We start from the raw sequence: 21433 nt of genomic DNA on the forward strand, positions 1-21433 counted from the left end.
CCTCAGTATCCCAGGTACGATTTGCGGATGTTCTCGTCGTTCTTCACGACGTCCGACGCCCCCGACATCACGACTCGGCCGGTCTCCAGCACATAGGCGTGGTCGGCCAGCTCGAGCGCCAGCGCGGCGTTCTGCTCGACCAGCAGCATGCTGCACTTGGCCTCGCTGTTGATGCGCCGCATGATGCGGAATATCTCCTGCACGATCAGCGGCGCGAGACCGAAGGAGGGCTCGTCGAGCAGCATGACGCGCGGCCCGAGCATCAGGGCGCGGCTGATCGCCAGCATCTGCTGCTCGCCGCCGGAAAGCGTGCCGGCCTGCTGCTGGATGCGCTCGCGCAGGCGCGGGAAGTACTCGAACACCATCTCGAGGTCGCGCTTCACGGCGGCCTTGTCGGACCGCGTGTAGGCGGCGATGCGCAGATTCTCGTCGACGGTCAGCGTGGTGAAGGTGCCGCGGCCTTCGGGCACGTGCGCGAAGCCGAGGCGCACGATCGACTCGGTGGCCTGGCCGCGGATCGAGCGGCCCTGGTAGAGAACGTCGCCTTCGGTGCGCACCAGGTTGCAGATGGCCCGCAGCGTCGTCGTCTTGCCGGCGCCGTTGGCGCCCAGCAGCGTGGTGATACCGCCTTGCTCGAGCTCGAAGCTGACGCCGTGCAGTGCCTGGGTCTGGCCATAGTAGGCCTTGAGGTCCTTGACCTCGAGAACCGCCGTCATCTCACGAAGTCCCCAGATAGGCGCGGATCACCTCGGGATCGCGCTGCACTTCCGCCGGCGTGCCGTCGGCGATCTTCTTGCCGAAATCGATGGCCACGACCTTGTCGGACACCGACATCACCAGGCTCATGTGATGCTCGACCAGCAGGACGGTGACGTGCTGCAGGTCGCGCACGCGGCGGATCTGCTCCTTCAGCACCTCGATCTCGTCGTGGTTCAGGCCAGCGGCGGGCTCGTCGAGCAGCAGCAGCTTGGGGCTGGCCGCCAGCGCACGCGCCAGCTCGACGCGCTTGCGGATCGGGAACGGCAGCGGGCCGGCCGGCATGCTGGTGAACGGCTTGAGATCCATGAACTCGATCAGCTCGTGCGCCCGCTCGGTGATACGCCGCTCCTCCTCGCGCACCGAAGGCAGGCGCAGCGCGTTGGCGAAGAAGCTGGCGCTTGTCTGGCTGTGGCAGCCGACCTTGACGTTGTCGATCACCGTCATCTTGTCGAACAGCGCCACGTTCTGGAACGTGCGCCCCAGCCCGATGACCGGGATGTCGTGACGCTGCGAGCCGAGGATCGAGCGGCCCTCGAACAGGATGTCGCCGCTGCTCGGCTGGTAGAGCCGGCTGAGGCAGTTGAACAGCGTGGTCTTGCCGGCGCCGTTGGGCCCGATCAGGCCGGCGATCTGACCGGAGAAGACCTCGAAGCTCACGCCATCGAGCGCGACGATGCCGCCGAAACGAACGGACACGCCTTGGACACTCAATAGTGGGTCGCCGGACGATGGCCGCAGGTCGCGGCTGTTCTCTGCAATGGCCATCATGAGCGTCCGGTTGTCTCCTTCGCGGCTTGTCCCCAACCCCCGCCGGCACGGCTTGTCGCCCGATGGCGTCGCCGTCCCGGTTCACCGAGCGCACGGCGGAGCCGTCGCGTCGCGGATGCTGGAAACGTTCACCGCTCCCTGCCGGTGCGGGCGTGTGCCGCCCGTCGTGGCGGCGCACCTTGTACGATTCGATCTGGCCTTTCAATAGCGGCACCCCGACGCAGCATCGTCCTCGCAATGCGATTCCGCTGAGCGGACACGCCTCAATGGCGACTCAATGCCCCCGCAGGGTTGACAGGCGCCGGCACAGGGACCGATATCTCGCCGCCGCGGGGTGCACGCGGTACGGGACCGCCGCGCTCGATGCATGGCGGGGTGACGGGATGATGAAATTTGTGGCGATCAGCCTGACCGCGGCGCTGACCCTCGTGCCGCCGCTGAGCGCCCTCGCCCAGCAGACGCCACCCGGCCCGCCACGTATCGCCCCCGCGCCTCCAGCGGCGAAACCACCCGGTCCTGCGCCCGCTCCGGCGCCTGCTGCGGCATCCACCGCGCCGCGCGCAGCTCAGCTGCCTGACTGGTTCAAGGAGATCGACACAGCCAACACTGGCGTCGTCACTCGCGAGCAATTCATCGCCCACCGCATGAAGCTCTTCGACCAGCTCGACGCCAACAAGGATGGCGTGCTGGCCAAGGAGGAGTTCCTCAAGCTGGCGGAGCCGCCGTTCACCCCGGAGGGGCCGAATCTCCCGCCGCTGGACCAGCGCAAGTCGGTCTTCGAGAAGCAGTTCGAAGCCATCGACACCGACGCCGACGGCAAGCTGACGCGCGCCGAGGTGCAGGCCTATATCGCGCTGGGCTTTCGCGAGTTCGACATCGATATGGACGGGCGCGCGACGCGCGAGGAGGTCTTGCTGGTGGTCCGCCAGGCGCAGCAGCGACAGGACGAGATCGACAGGGCCATCGCCGAGCGCAACCGGAACAACCCCGACCGCAATGGCGACGGCGTGATCGATCCGGACGAATTCGTCGCGTTCGAGACCGCTCGCATGCTGGAACTCGACACCAACAAGGACGGCAAGATCAACCTGCAGGAGTGGCTGGTGCTCGCCGGCGCGGCGAACCAGAACCCGCCGGGGCAGCCGACCTACCAGCAGCGCCGCGAAGCGCTCACCAGGCGCTTCCAGGAGATCGACACCAACAAGGACGGGCAGCTCGACCAGACCGAGATCCGCGCCATGGCGCTGGCGCTGTTCAAGCGTATCGATCTCGACGGTAACGGCAAGATCACGCCGCAGGAATGGCAGACCGCCAATACGCCGCAGCCGCCTGCGGCAGCGCCGAAGGCGGCACCCAGGCCCGCGCCCGCCGCCCAGCCGCGCCCGGCGCCGGCACCGCGTCCCGCGCCGGCACCCGGCCCGGGCGGGTTGCAGCCTGGCGTGCCGCTGGGCCGCTGAACCACCAGGGAGGACGCAGCTGATCGGACCTACGACGAGGCTTCTGACGGCGATCGCCGCGGCGCTGCCATTGCTGCAATCGCCGGCATCCGGGCAGCAGCCGGCGGAGCAGCGGCGTGCGGTGCAACTGCCGCCCTGGTTCTCGGAGATCGATACCGCCAACGCGGGCGTCGTCTCCCGCGAGCAGTTCATCGCCCATAGACTGAAGGTCTTCGAGCAGCTCGATGTGGACAAGGACGGCCAGCTGAGCCGGTTGGAGTTCATCAAGCTGGCCGAGCCGCCCTTCGCTCCGGCGCCGCCGGACGCCGAAACCCTGGTCGGCCTTCGCGCCGTCTACGATCGGCAGTTCAGCGCCATCGACACCAACGACGACGGCAAGGTGAGCAAGGCGGAGTTCCAGGTCTCCGCGGCGCTGAGCTTCCGCGAAGTCGACCTCGATGGCGACGGCCGGGCCACGCGCGAGGAAGTGATGCTGGTCGAGCGCCTCGCCGAGGATGCGCGGAAGAAGGCGCGGGACGCGCATTGCCGCACGAACGTCGACTGCAACGGCGACGGCGTGATCGATCTCGAGGAGTTCGTCGGCTACGAGACCGCCCGTCTCATGGAGCGGCTCGATCAGGACAATGACGGCAGGATCACCCTGCAATCATTCCTCGCGCTCGCCGGATCGCCGGCCAACGTCCCGGGTCAGCCGACCTACCAGCAGCGGCGCGAGCAGGTGACCCAGCGCTTCAACGAAATCGATGCCGACAAGAACGGCGTGATCGACGCCGGCGAGATCCGCGCCTGGGCAACCGCCGTCTTCAAGCGCCTGGATCTGGATGGCGACGGCAAGCTCAACCCGTCGGAATGGCTGATCGCCAACACGCCGCAGAGCGAGACGCCGCCGCCGCCGAAGCCGCCGGCGACGACTCCCAAGCAGCCGCCCACCGCGGGCAAGCCGCAAGCCAAGCCCGCCCCTGGACCGGTCAGGGCGCCGCCGCCCCCGCCACCACCACCACGTGGCGGCCTGCAACCGGGCACGCCGCTGAAATAGGCCGGCGGCGATCCTGCCGCGGCCGGCCGGCCATCACGTCGCCGATCGTCGGCCGGGCGCTGGGTGGATCCGGAGCCGGGCGCCCAGCTTCACGTTTGCGCGAGCCTCCAGCCCGAGCCATGCCTGCAGCTGCGGCGAGAGCCCGGCGAGCGTTTCCGGCGACAGGCTGACGTTCCAGTTCTGCTGCTGGCGAACGAACGAGCGCGAATAGTAGCCGAACAGCAACGCGCGCTCGCGCGAGCTGGAGACGTTGGCGCCCGAGGTGTGCCAGACACGGCCGTCCATGACGACGATCGACCCCGCCGGCGCCTCGAACGCTACGGTCCTCTCGGCGGCGTTCTCCGGAAGCTCCGACACCGTGCGGATCCGGTGGCTGCCCGGGATGTAGCGCGTGGCGCCGTTTTCCTCGTCGACGTCGTTGAGGCACCAGATGACGTTGACGCTCCAGGGCTGCAGCCATGGCTCCGGCACGACAATGCCCTGGTCGGAGTGCAGCTCCATCGACTTGCTTCCGGGCAGCGCGATATTCGCGGTGAAGTTGGAGATCAGGAAGTCGCTGGTCAGCAGCGCGGTGACGAGCTCGATGGCCGTCGGATGCTGGATGAGCTCGCGGAAGATCGCGTCGCGCTCGAGCAGGTAGAAGACGCGCACATTGTGCTCGTTGGGATCCAGCCCGATCTGGCGCGTCGGCACGCCAAGCCGCTCGCTTTCCTCCGCCGCCTGCCACAGTCTTTCGCGGACCAGATCCGTCTCGGTTGGCGAGAGGACGCCAGGCACGACGCAGAATCCGTTGTCGAGCAGCTCACGCTTCTTGGCTTCGAGGTCCATGTCACCCTCCAAGGCTACTCGACCGTGACGCTCTTGGCGAGGTTGCGCGGCTGGTCGATGTCGGTGCCCTTGGCCAGCGCCGTGTAGTACGCCAGCAACTGCACGGCGACGCTATAGAGGATCGGCGCCACGATCGGATCGATGTCGGGCACGGCGATCGAGGTCTCGGCCTTGGCGCCCAGCCGCGCGACGCCCCGGGCGTCGCTCAGCAGCACCAGCTTGCCGCCGCGCGCGCGCACCTGCTCGAAATTCGAGGCGATCTTGTCGAAGATCGAGTCGCTGGGCGCCACGACCACGACCGGCACGGCATCGTCGATCAGCGCGATCGGCCCGTGCTTCATCTCGCCGCCGGCATAACCCTCGGCGTGGATGTAGCTGAGCTCCTTGAGCTTCAGCGCGCCCTCGAGCGCGACGGGGAAGGACGAGCCGCGGCCGAGATAGAGCACGTCGCGCGCCGCGGCGAGGGTGTTCTCGGCGATGCGGCGGTAGTCGGCCTCCATGTTGAGCGTCTCGTTGATGCGCGCCGGCAGCTCGATCATCGCCAGGGCGAGCTTCTCCTCCTGCTCGCGGTCGAGCCTGCCGCGCGCGCGACCGGCGGCGATCGCGGCGCCGAGCAGCACGACGAGCTGCGTCGTGAAGGCCTTGGTCGAGGCGACGCCGATCTCCGGCCCGGCGAGCGTCGGCAGCACGGCGTGCGAGAGCCGCGCGATGGCGCTTTCCGGCACGTTCACGACCGACAGCAGGATCTGCTTCTGCGATCTGGCGTAGCGCAGCGCCTCGAGCGTGTCGATGGTCTCGCCCGACTGCGAGACGGCGATGCACACGCCGCCCTCCGGCAGCGGCGGCTCGCGATAGCGGAACTCCGAGGCGACCTCGATCTCGACCGGCAGGCGGGCCAGCTTCTCGAACCAGTACTTGGCGATCATGCAGGCGTAGAACGCCGTGCCGCAGGCCGTCATGGTCACGCGACTGACCTTGGTCCAGTCGAGCGGCATCGCCGGCGCGCGCACGGAGCGCGTCGCCGGGTCGAGGTAGGATTGCAGCGTGTCACCGACCACCGCCGGCTGCTCGTAGATCTCCTTCAGCATGAAGTGCTGATGGTTGCCCTTGCCGATCAGCGCCCCCGACAACCCGCTCTTCTTCTCCGGTCGCTCGACCGGCGTCGCGCCCTGGTAGACCGTGCAGCCGGTCGCGTTCAGCACCACCCAGTCGTCGTCCTCAAGATACGTCACGCGGCTGGTGAAGGGTGCCAGCGCCAGGGCGTCGGTGCCGACATACATTTCGCCGTCGCCGTGGCCGACCGCCAGCGAGCTGCCGCGCCGCGCGCCCATCAGGATGTCGTGGCGGCCGCTGAACATGGCGACCAGCGCGAAGGCTCCCTTGAGGCGCTCCATCGCCTTGCCCATCGCCGCCTCGGGCGACATCTGGCGCTCGAGATAGGATGTCAGCAGCTGCGCCACCGCCTCGGTGTCGGTGTCGGTGTCGAAGCGGCGGCCTTCGGCCACCAGCTCGTCCTTGAGCTCCTGGAAGTTCTCGATGATGCCGTTGTGCACGATGGCGACGCGATCGGTGGCGATCGGGTGCGCGTTGCGCTCCGAGGGCTTGCCGTGCGTCGCCCAGCGTGTGTGGCCGATGCCGATCGTGCCGGGCAGCGGCTCGGCCTTCAGCCGCGCCTCGAGGTTCACCAGCTTGCCCTCGGCGCGGCGGCGATCGATGTGGCCGTTGATCAGGGTGGCGACGCCGGCCGAGTCGTAGCCGCGATACTCGAGGCGCTTGAGCGCGTCGAGAAGCAGGGGCGTGACCGGTGCCTTGCCGATGATGCCGATGATGCCGCACATCGTGAGGGGTCCTTTCAGGCCTTGCGGTTCTTCATCGCCGGGTCGGCGGCGCGTGCCTTGAGCTTGGCGCGCATGACCGGGGCGGTGCCCGGCTTGTCGTCCTGGCGTGCACGGCCGAAGGCCACCGTGTCGTCGGCGACGTCGCTCGTGATCACGCTGCCGGCGGCGACGTTGGCGCGATCGCCGACGCGCACGGGCGCGACCAGCGCGGCGTTCGAGCCGACGAAGGCATCGGCGCCGACCACCGTGCGCCACTTGCCGAAGCCGTCGTAGTTCACGCAGATCACGCCGGCGCCGATATTGCTGCGCGCGCCGATGTCGGCGTCGCCGAGATAGGCGAGATGGTTGGCCTTCACGCCCTCGCCCAGGGTGGCGTTCTTGACCTCGACGAAATTGCCGATATGCGCGGCGCGGCCGATCCGGCTGCCCGGCCGCACGCGCGCGTAGGGCCCGACGATGGCGTCGTCGCCGATCTCGGCGCCCTCGATATGGCAGAACGCCTTGATCTCCACCCGATCGCCGACGCGCACGCCCGGGCCGAACACGGCGTTGGGCTCGATGCGCACGTCGCGGCCCAGCACCGTATCGGCGCTCAGCCAGACCGACGACGGGTCGATCATCGTCACGCCGCCCTCCATCGCCCGCCGGCGCAGGCGGTCCTGCATCGCCGCCTCGACTGCCGCCAGCTCGGCGCGCGAGTTGACGCCCAGGACCTCGACCTCCGGCGCCTCGACTGCCACGCAGCGCCTGCCATCGGCGCGGGCGTGCTCGATCAGGTCGGTGACGTAGTACTCGCCCTGCGCATTGGTCGGCCGCAGCCGCTCCAGCAGGCCGGGCAGCGACGCGCCGTCGAAGGCCATCACGCCGGAATTCACCAGGTCGATCTCCAGCTGCTCCGGCGTGCAGTCGCGCGCCTCGACGATCTTCAGCGGCTCACCGGCCGCGTCGCAGACCAGACGTCCGTAAGGTGCCGGATCGGCCGCCCGGAAACCCAGGACGGCGACGGCGGCATTGGCCGCGCGGCGCGCCTCGGCCAGCCGACGCGTCGTGTCGGCGCTCAGCAACGGCGTATCGCCGAGCACCACCAGCACCTCGCCACCGGCGGGCAGCGCCGGCAGGGCCGTCATCACCGCATGGCCGGTGCCCTTGGGCGGATCCTGCACGACGGTCGGGCACGGCGCGACGGCACGGCCGACCGCCTCGTGCCCGGCGCCGACCACGACCACGATGGTCGAGGGCTCCAGGGCGCGCACCGCGGCGACCACGTGATTGATCATCGGCACGCCCGCGACGCGGTGCAGCACCTTGGGCAGGTCCGAGTTCATCCGCTTGCCGGCGCCCGCCGCCAGCACGACGACAGAGAGGGTCAGGGGCATCGATCCCGTGTTGGTTGGCCCGCCGCGGCGGGCGGCGCCCAGACTAGCATGCAGGCGCCCCCTTGCCATCGATCATCCCCTGCCGCAAGAGAAGCGGCGCATGCCGCTGGACCTCGCCACCTTTCCCTTCCGCACCATCGTCTTCGACCTCGACGGCACCCTGATCGACAGCGCCCGCGACGTCGGCGACGCGGTCAATCGCGTGCTGGCCGAGCATGGTCTGGAGCCGCTCGACGAGGCGACCATGCGCTCGCTGATGGGCGAAGGCGGCCGGGTCCGCACCCGCAAGGCTTTCGCGCTGCGCGGCGTGAGCCTCGACGACGCCGCGCTGTCGGCGCGGGTGCGCGACTTCGTGCGCCACTATGGCGAGAGGCCGGTGGTGCATACCCGCGTCTATGACGGGGTCGCCGAAACCCTGGATGCGCTGGCGGCATCCGGCGTCCGCCTGGCGGTGTGCACCAACAAGTACGAGGATTCGGCCCGCGACGTGCTGCGCCGCCTCGGGCTGATGGCGGCGATCAGCGACGTCGCGGGCGCCGACACCTTCGACGTGCGCAAGCCCGACCCCGGCCATATCCTGCAGCTGCTGGCCCGCATGGGCGCCGATCGGGCGGATGCGGCCATGGTCGGCGACTCGGCGCACGACGTGCATGCCGGGCGGCGCGCCGGCCTGCCGACCGTGGCGGTGTCGTGGGGCTACACCGAGACGCCGGCGCATCTTCTGGGCGCCGACGCCGTCGTCGAGCACTTCACCGACATCCCGGCCGCCCTGGCCCGCCTGCGGCCGCCGAAGCCCTAGACAGCGGCCGCCGGGCACCCTATACCGCGCCTCCATCGGGCGCGTAGCTCAGCGGGAGAGCACACCCTTCACACGGGTGGGGTCGTAGGTTCAATCCCTACCGCGCCCACCATTGCCCGGCGCCTCACAGCCTACCGAATCGTGCCTTGCCCATCACCCTGACCGTGTCGCATTCCGAACGCATCGTGATCGCCACCGGCACGGGCGAGGTCACGCTCGCCGACCTGATCGGTTTCGCCAAGGACATCTTCCAGGCCGGCGTCCTGTCCTATCCGCGGATCATCGACCTCTCGCACGCCACGTTGTCGCTGAAGGCCACCGAGATCCGCAACATCGCACAGGGCGTCTCGGCCGCAACCTCGAACGGCACGCTGGGCCAGATCGGCGCGGTCGCCTTTATCGCCAGGTCGGATGAGGTACGCGAGATGACGCTGCTGTTCGCCGACCGGACGGCTCAGTCCGACCGTCCGCTCCGGGTCTGCGCCAGCATGGCGGAGGCGCGCGACTGGATCGCCAGCCTGGAACGCGACAAAGCGTCGTAGTCTAACGCACGACATTCACCTCGCCAGGCACGCGGCTGCCGGTGAAGGGGTTGGCGTTGCGGGCGAAGTCGGCCGAACTGGACGGCAGGCCGATGTCATCCTGCTGCTTGCTCGTGACGGGATAGCTGGGCGCGTCCTTGTAGCGCGAGCCGGCCGGCATGGTCTGGTTGAGCAGCCAGGTGGAGTCGCCCTGGAGCGCGTACGTTCCGGCGAACGCCACGCCTTCCCTGGAACGCAAAGACCCGCCTTGCCGGTCAGGACCGGCGCGGCGGGTCGGAACGGGACGCTACTCGACTGCGCTTGCTGATCCGCTTCGGCGGCGACATCGGCTCGCCGCCGGATGGGCTAGTTCAGGCTGTTGGCGGTGTTGCTCATCATCTCGCTGAGCTTGGTGCCGACCGTCGAGAAGGCGGTGATGGCGGCGACCGAGATCAGCGCGGCGATCAGGCCGTACTCGATGGCGGTGGCGCCGGACTCGTCCTTGATGATCTTGCGAATGACCGAAAACATGAGCTTGGCTCCTATCTGCGTGGCGACAAATGCGAACGGTACGCCGGGACTTGAAACAGCCCGGCTTGCGATCCGGGACGGGCGCATTTGACACGCAGGTAGGTGCAGAGGGAATCACAGAACGGTCCGAGTTGAACCGATCGCGGCCTCAATTCGGAAAGGGCGAGGCGACGTCGTCGAGCGGCCATACCGGCCGGCGCAGCCTGGTATACTTGAACCGCCGCACATCGGGCGAGCACAGCGCACCGGAGTCCACCACCATGATCTCGCCGGCGATGGGCGCGAAGGCTGCGCGGAAGTGCTGCACGCTCTTGACCACCAGAACGCGGCAGCGCGCCGGATCGATGCCCTGGCTCAGGAATACCTGGCGGTCGATGGTCTGCACGCGGTTGGAGATGGCGATCACGTCGATGCCGCCGATGCGCAGCACGGCCGTCGGCCCCATCGAGGTGAAGACACCCTGCTGCATCGGCCCGTCATTGACGAACGCGCCGTTCGACAGCAGGCGCACGGTCGCCGTCACCCGGATCGGCGCACCGAAATCCGCATCGTGGTGGCCCCCGAGATCGACAGTGACGCTGTTGCCGACGCCGGCCGCCATCGCCGCCTGCACGGCCGCCGGGTCGAAGATCGTGCCCACCGCCGCGCCCTGCGCATCGGCGTCGATCAGCGCCTTCAGCACCCGTGTGGCGTCGCCATAGGCGCCCCCGCCAGGGTTGTCGGTGCCGTCGGCGATCACCAGGGGTCCCGGGGCGTCGCCGCGCGACTTCAGCCGCGCCATGGCCTCCTCCATGCTGGCCATGCCGACGGTCTTCTCCGCCTTGCGATCCCAGATCTCCTGGCAGAGCTGGCGGGCGATATCGCGAGCGCGGCCCTCGTGACCCGGCTCGTAGCTCACCGCGATCGACGGGCCGACATTGGGGATGTCGGAAGGCCCGAAGCCGGCCTGCACGCTGACCACGTTGATGCCCGGCTCCGTCTCGAAGGCGTCGGCCCTGGCCAGCAGATCGAGCATCGGGCCGGGTTGCGTGGTTCGCCCGCCATCGGCGCCGGAGATCGTCGCCGGCTGCAACGCCAGGCAGCGCGGTCGCTTGCGGCCCTCCATCGCCGCCTGCACCAGTGCCGCACCCTGCTGCGCGCGCTCGTACTGATCGACATGCGGATAGGTGCGGTAGCTGATCAGCGCGCTGCTGAGCGCCGCCATGCGCTCAGTGACGTTGGCGTGCAGGTCGAGCGTCATGCTGATCGGCACGTCGGGGCCGACGATGGCGCGCAGCCCCTCGAGCAGCTCGCCCTCGGGATCGTCGGAGGTCTCGGCGACCGCCGCGCCGTGGCAGGCGAGGCAGATGCCGTCGATCCTGCCGGCCTGGCGCGCGCCCTCGACGATTCCGTCGCGAATATGTGCCCAGGTCTCGGCCGTCACCTTGCCCGAAGGCGTGGCGTTGGCGGCGATGGACGGCACCAGGTCCCAGCCATACTGCGCCGCCCAGTCGAGCAGCCCGCCGATCTCGGTCCTGGTGCCCCTGAATCTCTCGGCCAGTTCCGACCCTGGCACCAGCCAGCGTCGGCGGTAGTCGTCCAGCGTGGTCGGCAGCTTCGAGAATGTGTTGGTCTCGTGCATGAACTGCGCGATCAGAACGCGATACGCCATGACATCACTCCGCCGGCTTTCGAGCGGGCGGAGCATCGCCCGCGCCGGCGCGCAGGGTCAACGCGGCTATCGCTTCAGGAAGGGATTGAGCAGGCGGCCGAAGAGGCCGGTCAGCACCACCGGTGCCTCGGCGACCACCAGGCAGATGCAGGGCTGATCGGCGTCGGCCACCGGCCTGTGCTCGACCGATGGGTCGGCAACGCAGATGTCGCCGCGGTCGAAGCGGTCGCGGCCATCGGCGAAACCGCCGGCCAGCACCAGCGTGTACTCGCTGCCGGCGTGGCGATGCACCGGCAGGCCGCGGCCGGCGCCGATGCGCATCAGGGTGGCGCGGTAGCTCTTGTCGCCGAGCGGCAGCTCGATCTCCTCGATGCCGCCCAGCGCCGGCCGCCAACGCGCGTCATCGGGCAGATAGCGCCTCAGGGCAGACGGGATCGCCGCGCCGACGACCCGCCGGGCGGCGTCCTGCGGCTTGGCCGCGGGCGCCGGCGTCGGAGCCTGCTCGATACGCGCCAGGGTGCGGGCCAGCGCGTCCTCGTCGAGCGCCTCGGCCGGCATCGATGCGAGCATCTCGCCGGCCGCCGCCTCGAGCACGGCGACATCGGCGCGCGCCTGCCCGCTATAGGCGAGATGCGTCGCGACCAGCAGCGCCGGGCCTTCGGCCAGGCTGCCGCTGGCGTAGTCGAGCAGCAGCTCGGTGGGTGCGGGATGGCGGATCATGGCACGTCGCCCTGCAGCGCTTCGCGCAGGCGCGACAGCGCCAGGCGGATCCGCGACTTCACGGTGCCCAGCGGCAGCTTCATCTCGCGGGCGATGACGGAATGCGACTTGTCCTGGAAGAAGGCCATGCGCAGCACGTCGATCTGATCCGGTGCGAGATGCTGCATCACCGCGGCGATGCGCTCGCGCACCTGGCGGCCGATCGCGGCGCTGTCGGCGCTCTCCGGCGCCTCGGTGGAGAACAGCACGTAATCGTCCGGATCGAAGCCGGCATGGGTGGCGCGACGCAGCAGGTCGATGCGCTTGTTGCGCGCGATGGTGAAGATCCAGGTGGCGGCCCCGGCGCGGGACCGGTCGAAGGTCTCGGCCCGGCGCCAGACCAGCACCATGGTCTCCTGTGCGACTTCCTGGGCGGTGTCCGGGTCGGCGCCGGACCGCATGACGAACGCCTTCACCCGCGGCGCGAAGCGGCGGAACAGCTCGGCGAAAGCAGCGCGATCCCGGTGCCGGGCCACGGCCTCGATGAGGTCGGCTGAGTCATCGGCGCCCGGCGCCGGGGCGGAGACGGCGAGCCGCTCGCTCACGGTCGCCGCCACGGGGCCCCGGCGCGCGGGGAAGAGCAACGCTGGAACGCGGGCCGCGGCGGCGAACATGTCCCATCTACGGGTCCGCCCGCCGATCGGATCATGCCCGGCGCGGCCATCGTCAGCGCGGCCGGCCCTGCTCGCCGAGATCCCAGAACAGCCCGGTCATCAGCCGCAGCCCCTCGCGCGCCACCGGCGCCAGCAGATGCTCGTTGGGCGCATGCTGGCTGCAGGACGCGTAGGAATGCGGCACCCAGACCGTGGGCATGCCGAGGATGTCGACGAAGACCTCGTTGGGCAGCGAGCCGCCGAGATTGGGCAGCACGTCGGGCTTCTTGCCGGTCGTCCGCTCGATCGAGGCGATGGCCAGCTTGGCCCACGGGCTGTCGGGGTCCAGCCGCGTGGCGTTCATCAGCACCTCGCGCATCGAGGCGATCTCGATCGCCTGGAAGCCGTGCCTGTCGAGGTGGCGGCGCAGCGCCGGCAGGATGTCGTGCGGATCGGTGCCGACGACGAAGCGCAGCTGGCACCACGCGATGGCGCTGGGCGGGATGGCGTTGACCACGCGCTCGGGATTGCCGGTCTTGAAGGCCAGCACCTCGAAGCTGTTCCAGCCGAAGACGCGCTCCGGCGGCGTCAGCGACTCCTCGCCCCAGTCCTTGTCGACCTGCGGTCCGTCGGGACCGCCGTCGATCTCCAGCCCGGCCAGCGCATTGCGGATCGAGTTGGTGAGCGTCTTGGGCCGCCACTCCGGCACCTTGATCTGGCCGCGTCCATCGGCGATGCAGGCCAGCGCATGCGCCATGATCAGGCCGGGATTGGCCAGCAGGCCGCCCCAATTGCCGGAGTGATGGCCGCCCTCGCGCAGATCGAGCTTCATGGTGAAGTTGATGGTGCCGCGCGTGCCGCCGAAGATCGCCGGCTTGTGCGGCTGCAGGCGCGGGCCGTCCGAGCCGATCAGCGCGTCGGCCTTCAGGAGCTCCTTGTGGGCGCGGCAGAAATCGGCCAGCCCGGGCGAGCCGGTCTCCTCGCCGGTCTCGATCAGGATGGTCGAGTTGAAGCCCAGCGAGCCGCGTTCCTCGAGCACCGCCTGCAGGGCGGCGATGTTGATGGTGTGCTGGCCCTTGTTGTCGGCCGTGCCGCGGCCGTAGATGCGCTCGCCCTCGACGACGATGTTCCACGGCGACAGCCCGGACCGCCACTGGTCGTCCAGGCCGCGGATCACGTCGCCATGACCGTAGGTCAGCACCGTCGGCCGGGAAGGATCCTCGATGCGCCGCGCCACCATGAAGGGGCCGAACTTGGCCACCGGGTTGTCGATCACCTGGAAGTCGTAGCCCAGCTTGCCAAGGCTCGGGCCCATCTCCTCGGTGAGATAGGCGCGCAGGGCGGGACCGCTGTCGGTCTCCTGGCTGGTGGTCGGGATCGCGACGCGACGCTGCAGTTCCGTCAGGAAACCGCCGTCGTCGAAATACTTCTCGATGCGCGCAATTGCGCCGTCACGCGTGCCGGTCATGGTGCCTTCCGATGGGGTTACGCCGGCCACTGTGGAATAGACGCACGGGCCGTTCAAGCGCCGGAACTTTGTCGCCGCGGCGCCGTTGGCCGATGTCAGCGCCTGTCAGGGAGGAATGTCGTGCAGACACCACCCCATGGTCTGAGACCGATGGCCGAGTTCAATCCCTACGAGCCCGCGATCCTCCACGAGATGCTGAGCGACAGCATCGTCACCTGGGACTGGGAGCAGGCCGAGGACTTCAGGACAACCGCGATCTACGACCCCGTCGGGCGCGTCTGCTGGGCGGGACAGGTCTTCGACGGCTGGGGCAATGTCCTCGGCGGCTGACGCAGGCGCGGTCCGGCCTCTCGACCGATCCTAGTGCTCGTCTTTCTTCTCGGGGATTTCGCGCGCGCGCCAGGCCCGGGCCTCGTGCGCCTGCAGCGCCGCGCGGCCCGCGGCCGCGCGCTCCGCCACCGAACCGGCACTTCCGTCATCCAGCTGCCACATCGCCTTCAGGGCCTGCGGCAGGGCATTCCGCACCTTCTCGCATTGCCCGCGCGGCAAATGCGCGCTCAGCACGGTGAATACGGACGTCACGGCGTCTTGCACGTTGACCGGGCGGGTATCGGTCAGGCCCTCGCCGACATGGGCAAGGAACTCATCCGGGTCGCGGATCCGGCTGGGCCTGGCACCCGGCCTGAAGCCGTCGTAGTAGGCGCCGCGGACCAGCAAGGGCAGCTGGGCGCCCAGATGGGCCGCCAATTCCGGCGGAATCCGGTCGCGTAACGCGCGCAGCACGGCGCCCAGCACATGCCAGGCTACCTGCCGGTCGGGGCCGACATCCGCCATGACCTCATCGAGCCAGATATTCGTCGTCTGCACGGTCTTGTCGAAGACCTCGAGGCCGGTGGCGCTCATGTCGCACTCCATGCGTCGGTGATCTCAACGCTGGAACACCCCGGAATGCGCGGGGTTGCCTGAGCGCGCCTTCAGTTGGCGCGACCTTTGCGCCGGGCCACGACCTCCGACAGCAGGCAGAGGATCTCCCACATCATCGTCGCCCCGACGAGCGCGGTGTTGCCCGACGGATCGAAGGGCGGCGAGACCTCGACCACGTCGCCGCCGACCAGGTCGAGCCCGCGCAGGCCGCGCAGCATGCGCTGCGCCTCGTGCGTGTTGAAGCCGCCCACCTCGGGCGTGCCGGTGCCGGGGGCATAGACCGGATCGAGGCCGTCGACATCGAAGCTGACATAGGCCGGCTTCTCGCCGACGACGCGGCGCGCCTCGGCGATCACCTTCTCGACGCCGAGGTCGTAGTACTCCTCGATGCTGATCACGCGGATGCCCTGATCGTAGGCCCAGCGCATGTCGTCGTCGTTGTAGAGCGAGCCGCGGATGCCGATCTGCACGAAGCGCCGGGGATCGAGCAGGCCCTCCTCGACGGCGCGGCGGAACGGCGTGCCATGGGTGTACTTGTAGCCGCCGAAATAGGTGTCCCAGGTGTCGCTGTGGGCGTCGAAATGCACCATGCCCAGCGGACCGTCGGTGGCGATGGCGCGCAGGATCGGCAGGGTGATCAGGTGATCGCCGCCGGCCGACAGCGGCACCGTGCCCGCGGCATGCACCTTGTCGTAGAACGCCTTGATGCGTTCCATGCTGTCGTCGACGCTGGCCGGGTTGACCGGCGTGTCGCCGAGGTCGCCGCAGCGCGCCAGGCGGTACGGCGCGACGCCGGTGACGTGGTGCACGCGACGCATCAGCGTCGACTGATCGCGCATCTGGCGCGGGCCGTGGCGCGCGCCCGGCCGATTGGTGGTGCCGCCGTCCCACGGCACGCCGATCAGGCCGATCTCGACCTCGGCCGGATCGCGAAACAGCGGCAGGCGCATGAAGGTCGCGATGTCGCCGAAGCGCGGCACGACCATGCCCGACATCGGCTGCGGAAACTTCCCGGACTCACTCATGCCGTTCCCTCTTCGGAAGCGCCGGCGTCCCGCCGGCGCTTCCACTAACGCCTCTTGTAGATGGTGTAGCGATCGACATCCATGAAGTGCTGATAGCGCTCGAACGCCTGGGCAAAGCGCGCGTTGCGCTGGAAATACTCCAGATAGCTGAAGGACAGGCCCTGGCATTGCGGGATGCCGGGGATGCGGTCGATGATCAGCAGGTCGGGCTTCTCGCGGTCGAAATCCTCCGACACCGATTCGTAGACGAAGCGCTCGACGTCCTGCATGTCCTCGGGCGCGGTGTAGAGCGTGGCGAACTCCTCGCAGTCGGCGTAGATGCCCTGCAGCACCCACATGGTCTGAAAGCGCATCGCCATGCGCGCGTGCGCGTAGTTGATCATCGGGTAGTGGGGATAGATGCCGGGCGACAGGATCAGCAGCGTCCGGTTGGGCGCGTTGCGCTCGACGATGTGCAGCAGCACGCCGGCCATGCTGTCCTGGAAATCGCGCTGCTTGTGGAACGGCGTCATCGACAGCGCCGCCTGGAAGTACAGCAGGATCAGGAAGGTCGCGCCGATCGCCGCCACCGGCAGGCGATGCGCTTCGCGGCTGAGCGGCAGGTAGCGGTCGACCATCTGCGACAGCGTCACGGAGGCGAGCAGAATGGCCGAACCGAGCGCCGGCATGACGTGATAGGGCCAGCCCTTCGCCTGTGCCGCCGCCGCCAGCGCCGCGCCCACGCCGTAGGCGACGATCACGCGCGCCGCCACGGTGCGCGACAGGAAGATCGCCAGGGCGCCGAGCATCAGCATCGCCAGCAGCGTCGGCAGCACCGTAGGCCCCAGCAGCACCTCCCGCCAGCTCGTGCCGCCCATCACGGCATACGAGTCGAGCATGATCGGCAGCACGAAGCGGGCGTAGTTCGGCGCCAGCAGGACGACGTAGGCGAGATGCGCTGCCGCGATCGCGCCGATGAGCCACGGCACCGCATCGCGCAGCATGGGCCGCAGACCGCGATGCGCCAGCACGTAGGACTCCACCGCCAGCGGGATCAGCATGAAATGCGGCTTCTGCGCCAGCGCGATACCCGCCGAGATCGCCACGCCCCAGACGAGGGCCCGCGACAGCCGACCTTCGGCACCCTCGGCGCGGGCGCTGGCGAGCAGCACGTAAGGCGCCATGGCGATCATCAGCAGATGCTCGCGCTGCCCGAAATTCTCGTTGGGCAGGACGATGAACAGGAACAGCAGGGTCGGCGGCACCACCGCCTCGGTCAGCGGATGCGCCAGCGAGGGCACGACCTGCACCAGCCTGCGCGAAGCCAGAAAGGAGGCGGCGATGGCGGCGTAGAAGCAGATCGTCAGCCACGTCATCGCCGTCCAGCCGAGGAATCGCGTGGCGCGCGACAGCAGCTCGGGGATGGCGTGCAGCGCGAAAACCAGCGGCAGATTCACGTCGATGATGTCGACATAGAGCCGCTCGCCATTGACCCAGCGATGGGCGATCTCGAGCAGGCAGCCGACGTCGTGATTGATCGGCGGAAACAGGTAGCCGATCGCCCAGCCTGCGGGCACCAGGATCAGCATCAGCTTGATCAGTCGCTCGGTCGTGTCCGACAGCGCGTCGCCGCGACCCGGCCTGGTCGCCCACCAGCGCGGCCGTTCGGCGGCGGCGGGCTTCGGCGGATCGGGATCGGGCAGATGAGTGTCCACGAGGGGAGGCGGATTGTCCGGTGGGGTCACAAGGTACCAGAGGCCATCCGACGCTGCCATCGTGGCCGGGCCGTGGCATGGTGGAAGGATGGAGCGCCGCGAATACGAGCTGATGGCCACCGTCGAGGACCGCCTGTGGTGGTATCGCGGCCTGCGCGCGCTCGCCGCGGAGTTGTTCGCGCGCTACGCCGGTTCGCGGCCGGCGCCGATCTTGGATGCCGGCTGCGGCACGGGCGGGCTGCTGGCCCGCCTTGCCGCAGCGGGGCTGCAGCCCGCGCCGGTCGGCCTCGAATACGACCCCACGGCCGCCGGCGTGGCCATCGCCAAGAGCGGCCGGCCGGTGGCGGTGGGGTCGGTCAACGAGATGCCGTTCGCCGACCGGGTGCTGTCAGGCATGTTCAGCCTCGACGTGCTGTGCCACCGCATGGTCGAGCCCGAGCGCGCCCTCGCCGAGGCCCATCGCTGCCTCGAAAGCGGCGGAATCCTGCTGCTTAACCTGCCGGCCTATCGCTGGCTGGCTTCAGCGCACGATTTGCGGGTGCACAATGCGCGGCGCTTCGGGCGCAACGAGGCGGTCGGGCTGCTGGAGGCGGCCGGCTTCCGCGTCAGGCGTGCGACGCACTGGAACTGCCTGCTGTTTCCGCTCATGGTGCTGCGTCGCCTGCTGTCGCGGGAGGACGGCGGCAGTGACGTGCGGCCATTTCCGGCGTCGCTCGACGCGCTGTTCGGCGCCGTCGTCGCGCTCGAGCGGCGGCTGATTGGTTGGGGTCTCGATCTGCCCTTCGGCGGGTCGATCATGCTGGTCGCGGAGAAGAGATGAACGCGCCGTTTGCGCTCAGCGTCGTGATCCCGGTCTACCAGGGCGCCGCCAGCATCGGCGAGCTGGTCGAGGCGCTGCGCGCGCTCGACATCGAGGGCGGGCTGGAGATCGTGCTCGTGGTCGACGGCAGCCCCGACGACAGCTTCGCGGTCTGCCGGCACCTGATGCAGCTTCCCGGCGCGCCGATCACGGTGGTCAACCTCAGTCGCAATTTCGGCGAACACAACGCCGTCATGGCCGGGCTGGCGCAGGCGCGCGGCGGCTGGATCATCACCATGGACGACGACCTGCAGAACCCGCCGGAGGAAGTGAAGCGTTTGTTCGAGCACACGCGAGATGGCGGCTACGACCTGGTCTACACCTTCTACGCCAGCAAGCAGCACGCGGCCTGGCGCAACCTCGGCAGCGCCTTCACCAACTGGTGTGCCGACCGGCTGGTCGACAAGCCCAAGGGTCTCTATCTGTCGAGCTTCCGCTGCATGAACGCCTTCGTGTGCACGCAGATCGTGCCCTACAGGGGCCCCTACCCCTATGTCGACGGTCTCCTGATGCAGGTGACCCAGAACATCGGCCGCCTGCAGGTCAGGCACCTGCCGCGCGCCGCCGGGCGCACCAACTACACGCTGCGCCGGCTGGTGCGGCTGTGGCTGTCGATGTTCCTGAACTTCTCGGTGATGCCGCTGCGCCTGGCCAGCCTCACCGGCATCGGGCTGTCGGCCCTGGGCTTCCTCGGCTTCGTCGTCATCCTGGTCGAGGCGCTGATCAACCACGACCTGCCCACCGGCTGGGCCTCTACCATGTCGGCCGTCGTGCTGCTGGCCGGCGTGCAGCTCTTGATCCTGGGCGTCATGGGCGAGTATCTCGGCCGCATGTTCCTCGCCGCCAACCAGAAGCCGCAGTACATCGTGCGCGAGGTGCTGCGCGCCGACGGCGCGGCCCAAGGCGCGCCCGACCCGTCGCGGGCGTCGCCCAACCTGACCGCCGTGCGCTAGGAAGAGCCGACCATGTGGCCCTATTACGCCGCGCTCGCCGGCGGCATCGTCACCGGCATCGGCGGCCAGATGCTGCTGAAGGTCGGCGCCAGCGCCGACAACCTGCTGGCCCAGCTGCTACGGCCATCGACCATCGTCGGCCTGTTCCTCTACGGCGTCGCCGCCTTCCTCTACATCATCGCGCTGCGCAAACTACCTGTTTCGGTGGCCTTCCCCAGCGTCTCGCTGAGCTACGCCATCGTCGCCGTGATGGGCCATTGGCTGTTCAGCGAGCCCTTCGGCTGGCAGCAGATCGCCGGCATCGTGCTGATCATGGGCGGCGTGTTCCTGGTCAACCAGCACTAGGGTTTCGCGCTACGGACCGGCGGCCTTCCGCCTCCACCGCCGTCGCGCTAAGCGTGGCGCAGAAAGCGGGTGGAGGATGGTCATGGACTACGAGCAGATCCGGTACGCGGTGCAGGACCAGATCCTCACCATCACGCTGAACCGCCCCGACAAGCTCAACGCCTTCACCGGCCGTATGCTCTCGGAGCTGCTCGACGCGCTCGACCGCGCCGACCGCGACGACAACGTGCGCGCCGTCGTCTTCACCGGCGCCGGCCGCGGCTTCTGCGCCGGCGCCGATCTCTCCGGCGGCGCCAACACCTTCGACGCGCAGAATCGCGGGCCGGTCGATCCCGGCCTCGACGGCCACCGCGACGGCGGCGGCCTGCTGACCCTGCGCCTCTACGACAGCCTCAAGCCGACCATCGCCGCCTGCAACGGACCGGCGGTGGGCGTCGGCGTCACCATGCAGCTCGCCATGGACGTGCGGCTGGCCTCCGAGGCGGCGCGCTACGGCTTCGTCTTCACGCGGCGCGCCATCGTCATGGAGGCCTGCTCGAGCTGGTTCCTGCCGCGCCTCGTCGGACCGCAGCAGGCCCTGGAATGGGTGATGACCGGCCGCGTCTTCGCCGCCGACGAGGCGCTCAACGGCCGCCTGGTGCGCTCGGTCCACAGGCCCGCGGCGCTGCTGCCGGCGGCCTACGCCCTGGCGCGCGAGATCGCCGACAACACCGCGCCGGTCTCGGTGGCGCTCAACCGCCAGATGATCTGGAAGATGCTGGGCGCCGACCACCCGATGGAGGCGCACAAGGTCGACTCCAAGGGCATCTACGCGCGCGGCAAGTCGGCCGACGTCAAGGAAGGCGTGGTCGCCTTCCTCGAGAAGCGCCCGGCGCGCTTCCCGATGAAGGTCAGCGACGGCATGCCGAGCTACTTCCCGTGGTGGACGGAGCGGACCTTCACCTAGACGCGCCGCCTGCCGTCGGCGAAGACCTGGCGCCACTCCAGGACGCGCACCGAGCGGCGCAGCCCCGTCGGCCACAACGGATCCGCGCGGTAGAGCGCCTCGACGGATCGCAGGCCGTCGGCCTCGACCAGCCAGAGGCCGCCGGCCGGCGCGCCGTCGGCGGCATCGCGCAACGGGCCGGCGGCGAGGATCGTGCCGGCGTGCCGTTCCAGCCAGGCGAGATGCTCGGGCATCAGGCGCTGGCGCGCCTCGGCGCGCTCGGCATCGTCTTCGAACACAATGGCGTAGAGCATGGCACCCTCC

At 69.2% G+C, this 21433-nt stretch carries 24 protein-coding genes and 1 tRNA gene; 10 read left to right on the forward strand and 15 right to left on the reverse strand.

What is annotated here, in order from left to right; genetic code table 11:
- Positions 1-2: 2 nt before the first annotated feature.
- A complete protein-coding gene (locus KF889_24720) occupies positions 3-716 on the reverse strand; it encodes an ABC transporter ATP-binding protein (GenBank protein MBX3502662.1) in 714 nt (237 codons plus the stop codon).
- A gap of 1 nt (position 717) precedes the next feature.
- Positions 718-1524 carry an ABC transporter ATP-binding protein gene (locus KF889_24725; GenBank protein MBX3502663.1) on the reverse strand — a complete coding sequence of 269 codons (807 nt, stop codon included), beginning with the start codon at positions 1522-1524 and terminating at the stop codon, positions 718-720.
- A gap of 182 nt (positions 1525-1706) precedes the next feature.
- On the opposite strand from KF889_24725, the gene KF889_24730 reads away from it, so the two are divergent.
- Together KF889_24730 and KF889_24735 are read left to right on the forward strand one after the other, a co-directional pair.
- Positions 1707-2984, forward strand: a complete 1278-nt coding sequence (locus KF889_24730) for an EF-hand domain-containing protein (GenBank protein MBX3502664.1) — start codon at positions 1707-1709, stop codon at positions 2982-2984.
- A gap of 121 nt (positions 2985-3105) precedes the next feature.
- A complete protein-coding gene (locus KF889_24735; GenBank protein ID MBX3502665.1) occupies positions 3106-4020 on the forward strand; it encodes an EF-hand domain-containing protein in 915 nt (304 codons plus the stop codon).
- Between the two features lie 33 nt (positions 4021-4053).
- Here KF889_24735 and KF889_24740 read toward each other — a convergent pair whose 3' ends face one another.
- The 3 genes from KF889_24740 to glmU are packed head-to-tail and all read right to left on the reverse strand — an operon-like array spanning position 4054 to position 8062.
- Positions 4054-4848, reverse strand: a complete 795-nt coding sequence (locus KF889_24740; GenBank protein MBX3502666.1) for a phytanoyl-CoA dioxygenase family protein — start codon at positions 4846-4848, stop codon at positions 4054-4056.
- A gap of 14 nt (positions 4849-4862) precedes the next feature.
- Positions 4863-6686: a glutamine--fructose-6-phosphate transaminase (isomerizing) gene (glmS, locus tag KF889_24745; GenBank protein MBX3502667.1), complete on the reverse strand. Its 1824-nt coding sequence runs from the start codon at positions 6684-6686 to the stop codon at positions 4863-4865.
- A gap of 14 nt (positions 6687-6700) precedes the next feature.
- A complete protein-coding gene (gene glmU / locus KF889_24750; GenBank protein MBX3502668.1) occupies positions 6701-8062 on the reverse strand; it encodes a bifunctional UDP-N-acetylglucosamine diphosphorylase/glucosamine-1-phosphate N-acetyltransferase GlmU in 1362 nt (453 codons plus the stop codon).
- 100 nt (positions 8063-8162) lie between these two features.
- Here glmU and KF889_24755 point away from each other — a divergent pair, with 100 nt between their 5' ends.
- The 3 genes from KF889_24755 to KF889_24765 all read left to right on the forward strand — a co-directional run bounded on the left by KF889_24755 (position 8163) and on the right by KF889_24765 (position 9403).
- The gene (locus KF889_24755; protein ID MBX3502669.1) at positions 8163-8861 is read left to right on the forward strand and encodes an HAD-IA family hydrolase; all 699 of its coding nucleotides are present in this window, start codon (positions 8163-8165) and stop codon (positions 8859-8861) included.
- Positions 8862-8898: 37 nt separating this feature from the next.
- A tRNA-Val gene (locus KF889_24760) sits at positions 8899-8973 on the forward strand.
- Between the two features lie 73 nt (positions 8974-9046).
- A complete protein-coding gene (locus KF889_24765; GenBank protein ID MBX3502670.1) occupies positions 9047-9403 on the forward strand; it encodes a hypothetical protein in 357 nt (118 codons plus the stop codon).
- 1 nt (position 9404) lies between these two features.
- Here KF889_24765 and KF889_24770 read toward each other — a convergent pair whose 3' ends face one another.
- From KF889_24770 to KF889_24795, 6 genes are all read right to left on the reverse strand, one after another.
- Complete coding sequence (locus KF889_24770; protein MBX3502671.1) at positions 9405-9641, reverse strand: hypothetical protein; 237 nt, start codon at positions 9639-9641, stop codon at positions 9405-9407.
- 107 nt (positions 9642-9748) lie between these two features.
- Positions 9749-9913, reverse strand: a complete 165-nt coding sequence (locus KF889_24775) for a Flp family type IVb pilin (protein MBX3502672.1) — start codon at positions 9911-9913, stop codon at positions 9749-9751.
- Between the two features lie 148 nt (positions 9914-10061).
- Positions 10062-11564 (reverse strand): M81 family metallopeptidase, encoded by a 1503-nt coding sequence (locus KF889_24780; GenBank protein MBX3502673.1) that lies wholly within the window; start codon positions 11562-11564, stop codon positions 10062-10064.
- Positions 11565-11630: 66 nt separating this feature from the next.
- Positions 11631-12284 carry a ChrR family anti-sigma-E factor gene (locus tag KF889_24785; protein ID MBX3502674.1) on the reverse strand — a complete coding sequence of 218 codons (654 nt, stop codon included), beginning with the start codon at positions 12282-12284 and terminating at the stop codon, positions 11631-11633.
- Positions 12281-12937 carry a sigma-70 family RNA polymerase sigma factor gene (locus KF889_24790; protein ID MBX3502675.1) on the reverse strand — a complete coding sequence of 219 codons (657 nt, stop codon included), beginning with the start codon at positions 12935-12937 and terminating at the stop codon, positions 12281-12283. Before KF889_24790 ends, KF889_24785 begins: the two co-directional genes overlap by 4 nt.
- Positions 12938-12989: 52 nt before the next feature.
- The gene (locus KF889_24795) at positions 12990-14384 is read right to left on the reverse strand and encodes a M20 family metallopeptidase (GenBank protein ID MBX3502676.1); all 1395 of its coding nucleotides are present in this window, start codon (positions 14382-14384) and stop codon (positions 12990-12992) included.
- 150 nt (positions 14385-14534) lie between these two features.
- On the opposite strand from KF889_24795, the gene KF889_24800 reads away from it, so the two are divergent.
- Entirely contained in the window at positions 14535-14714 is a 180-nt protein-coding gene (locus KF889_24800) for a hypothetical protein (protein ID MBX3502677.1), read from the forward strand.
- Between the two features lie 30 nt (positions 14715-14744).
- Here KF889_24800 and KF889_24805 read toward each other — a convergent pair whose 3' ends face one another.
- The 3 genes from KF889_24805 to KF889_24815 all read right to left on the reverse strand — a co-directional run bounded on the left by KF889_24805 (position 14745) and on the right by KF889_24815 (position 18027).
- A complete protein-coding gene (locus KF889_24805) occupies positions 14745-15287 on the reverse strand; it encodes a DUF2267 domain-containing protein (GenBank protein ID MBX3502678.1) in 543 nt (180 codons plus the stop codon).
- Between the two features lie 71 nt (positions 15288-15358).
- Positions 15359-16333: an agmatinase gene (gene speB / locus KF889_24810; protein ID MBX3502679.1), complete on the reverse strand. Its 975-nt coding sequence runs from the start codon at positions 16331-16333 to the stop codon at positions 15359-15361.
- A 44-nt stretch (positions 16334-16377) separates the two neighbouring features.
- Positions 16378-18027 (reverse strand): hypothetical protein, encoded by a 1650-nt coding sequence (locus KF889_24815; protein ID MBX3502680.1) that lies wholly within the window; start codon positions 18025-18027, stop codon positions 16378-16380.
- A gap of 88 nt (positions 18028-18115) precedes the next feature.
- Between KF889_24815 and KF889_24820 the strand changes: the two genes are divergently transcribed.
- The 4 genes from KF889_24820 to KF889_24835 all read left to right on the forward strand — a co-directional run bounded on the left by KF889_24820 (position 18116) and on the right by KF889_24835 (position 21130).
- On the forward strand, positions 18116-18847 hold the full coding sequence (locus KF889_24820; GenBank protein ID MBX3502681.1) for a methyltransferase domain-containing protein: 732 nt from the start codon (positions 18116-18118) through the stop codon (positions 18845-18847).
- On the forward strand, positions 18844-19839 hold the full coding sequence (locus KF889_24825) for a glycosyltransferase family 2 protein (protein ID MBX3502682.1): 996 nt from the start codon (positions 18844-18846) through the stop codon (positions 19837-19839). Before KF889_24820 ends, KF889_24825 begins: the two co-directional genes overlap by 4 nt.
- A gap of 12 nt (positions 19840-19851) precedes the next feature.
- The gene (locus KF889_24830; GenBank protein MBX3502683.1) at positions 19852-20184 is read left to right on the forward strand and encodes an EamA family transporter; all 333 of its coding nucleotides are present in this window, start codon (positions 19852-19854) and stop codon (positions 20182-20184) included.
- An 82-nt stretch (positions 20185-20266) separates the two neighbouring features.
- Positions 20267-21130 carry a crotonase/enoyl-CoA hydratase family protein gene (locus KF889_24835; GenBank protein MBX3502684.1) on the forward strand — a complete coding sequence of 288 codons (864 nt, stop codon included), beginning with the start codon at positions 20267-20269 and terminating at the stop codon, positions 21128-21130.
- On the opposite strand, the gene KF889_24840 is transcribed toward KF889_24835, so the two are convergent.
- The gene (locus KF889_24840; protein ID MBX3502685.1) at positions 21127-21423 is read right to left on the reverse strand and encodes a hypothetical protein; all 297 of its coding nucleotides are present in this window, start codon (positions 21421-21423) and stop codon (positions 21127-21129) included. The genes KF889_24835 and KF889_24840 overlap by 4 nt on opposite strands.
- Positions 21424-21433 lie beyond the last annotated feature (10 nt).

The organism is Alphaproteobacteria bacterium (assembly GCA_019635875.1).
Lineage (GTDB): Bacteria > Pseudomonadota > Alphaproteobacteria > Reyranellales > Reyranellaceae > JAFAZJ01.

Coding starts and splice junctions, on each gene's coding strand:
- KF889_24825 (MBX3502682.1), top strand. CDS start 18,844: ATGAACGCGCCGTTTGCGCTCAGCGTCGTGATCCCGGTCTACCAGGGC.
- glmU (MBX3502668.1), bottom strand. CDS start 8,062: ATGCCCCTGACCCTCTCTGTCGTCGTGCTGGCGGCGGGCGCCGGCAAG.
- KF889_24820 (MBX3502681.1), top strand. CDS start 18,116: ATGGAGCGCCGCGAATACGAGCTGATGGCCACCGTCGAGGACCGCCTG.
- KF889_24720 (MBX3502662.1), bottom strand. CDS start 716: ATGACGGCGGTTCTCGAGGTCAAGGACCTCAAGGCCTACTATGGCCAG.
- glmS (MBX3502667.1), bottom strand. CDS start 6,686: ATGTGCGGCATCATCGGCATCATCGGCAAGGCACCGGTCACGCCCCTG.
- KF889_24805 (MBX3502678.1), bottom strand. CDS start 15,287: ATGAGCGCCACCGGCCTCGAGGTCTTCGACAAGACCGTGCAGACGACG.
- speB (MBX3502679.1), bottom strand. CDS start 16,333: ATGAGTGAGTCCGGGAAGTTTCCGCAGCCGATGTCGGGCATGGTCGTG.
- KF889_24800 (MBX3502677.1), top strand. CDS start 14,535: ATGGCCGAGTTCAATCCCTACGAGCCCGCGATCCTCCACGAGATGCTG.
- KF889_24830 (MBX3502683.1), top strand. CDS start 19,852: ATGTGGCCCTATTACGCCGCGCTCGCCGGCGGCATCGTCACCGGCATC.
- KF889_24725 (MBX3502663.1), bottom strand. CDS start 1,524: ATGGCCATTGCAGAGAACAGCCGCGACCTGCGGCCATCGTCCGGCGAC.
- KF889_24740 (MBX3502666.1), bottom strand. CDS start 4,848: ATGGACCTCGAAGCCAAGAAGCGTGAGCTGCTCGACAACGGATTCTGC.
- KF889_24780 (MBX3502673.1), bottom strand. CDS start 11,564: ATGGCGTATCGCGTTCTGATCGCGCAGTTCATGCACGAGACCAACACA.
- KF889_24755 (MBX3502669.1), top strand. CDS start 8,163: ATGCCGCTGGACCTCGCCACCTTTCCCTTCCGCACCATCGTCTTCGAC.
- KF889_24795 (MBX3502676.1), bottom strand. CDS start 14,384: ATGACCGGCACGCGTGACGGCGCAATTGCGCGCATCGAGAAGTATTTC.
- KF889_24840 (MBX3502685.1), bottom strand. CDS start 21,423: ATGCTCTACGCCATTGTGTTCGAAGACGATGCCGAGCGCGCCGAGGCG.
- KF889_24835 (MBX3502684.1), top strand. CDS start 20,267: ATGGACTACGAGCAGATCCGGTACGCGGTGCAGGACCAGATCCTCACC.
- KF889_24775 (MBX3502672.1), bottom strand. CDS start 9,913: ATGTTTTCGGTCATTCGCAAGATCATCAAGGACGAGTCCGGCGCCACC.
- KF889_24785 (MBX3502674.1), bottom strand. CDS start 12,284: ATGATCCGCCATCCCGCACCCACCGAGCTGCTGCTCGACTACGCCAGC.
- KF889_24790 (MBX3502675.1), bottom strand. CDS start 12,937: ATGTTCGCCGCCGCGGCCCGCGTTCCAGCGTTGCTCTTCCCCGCGCGC.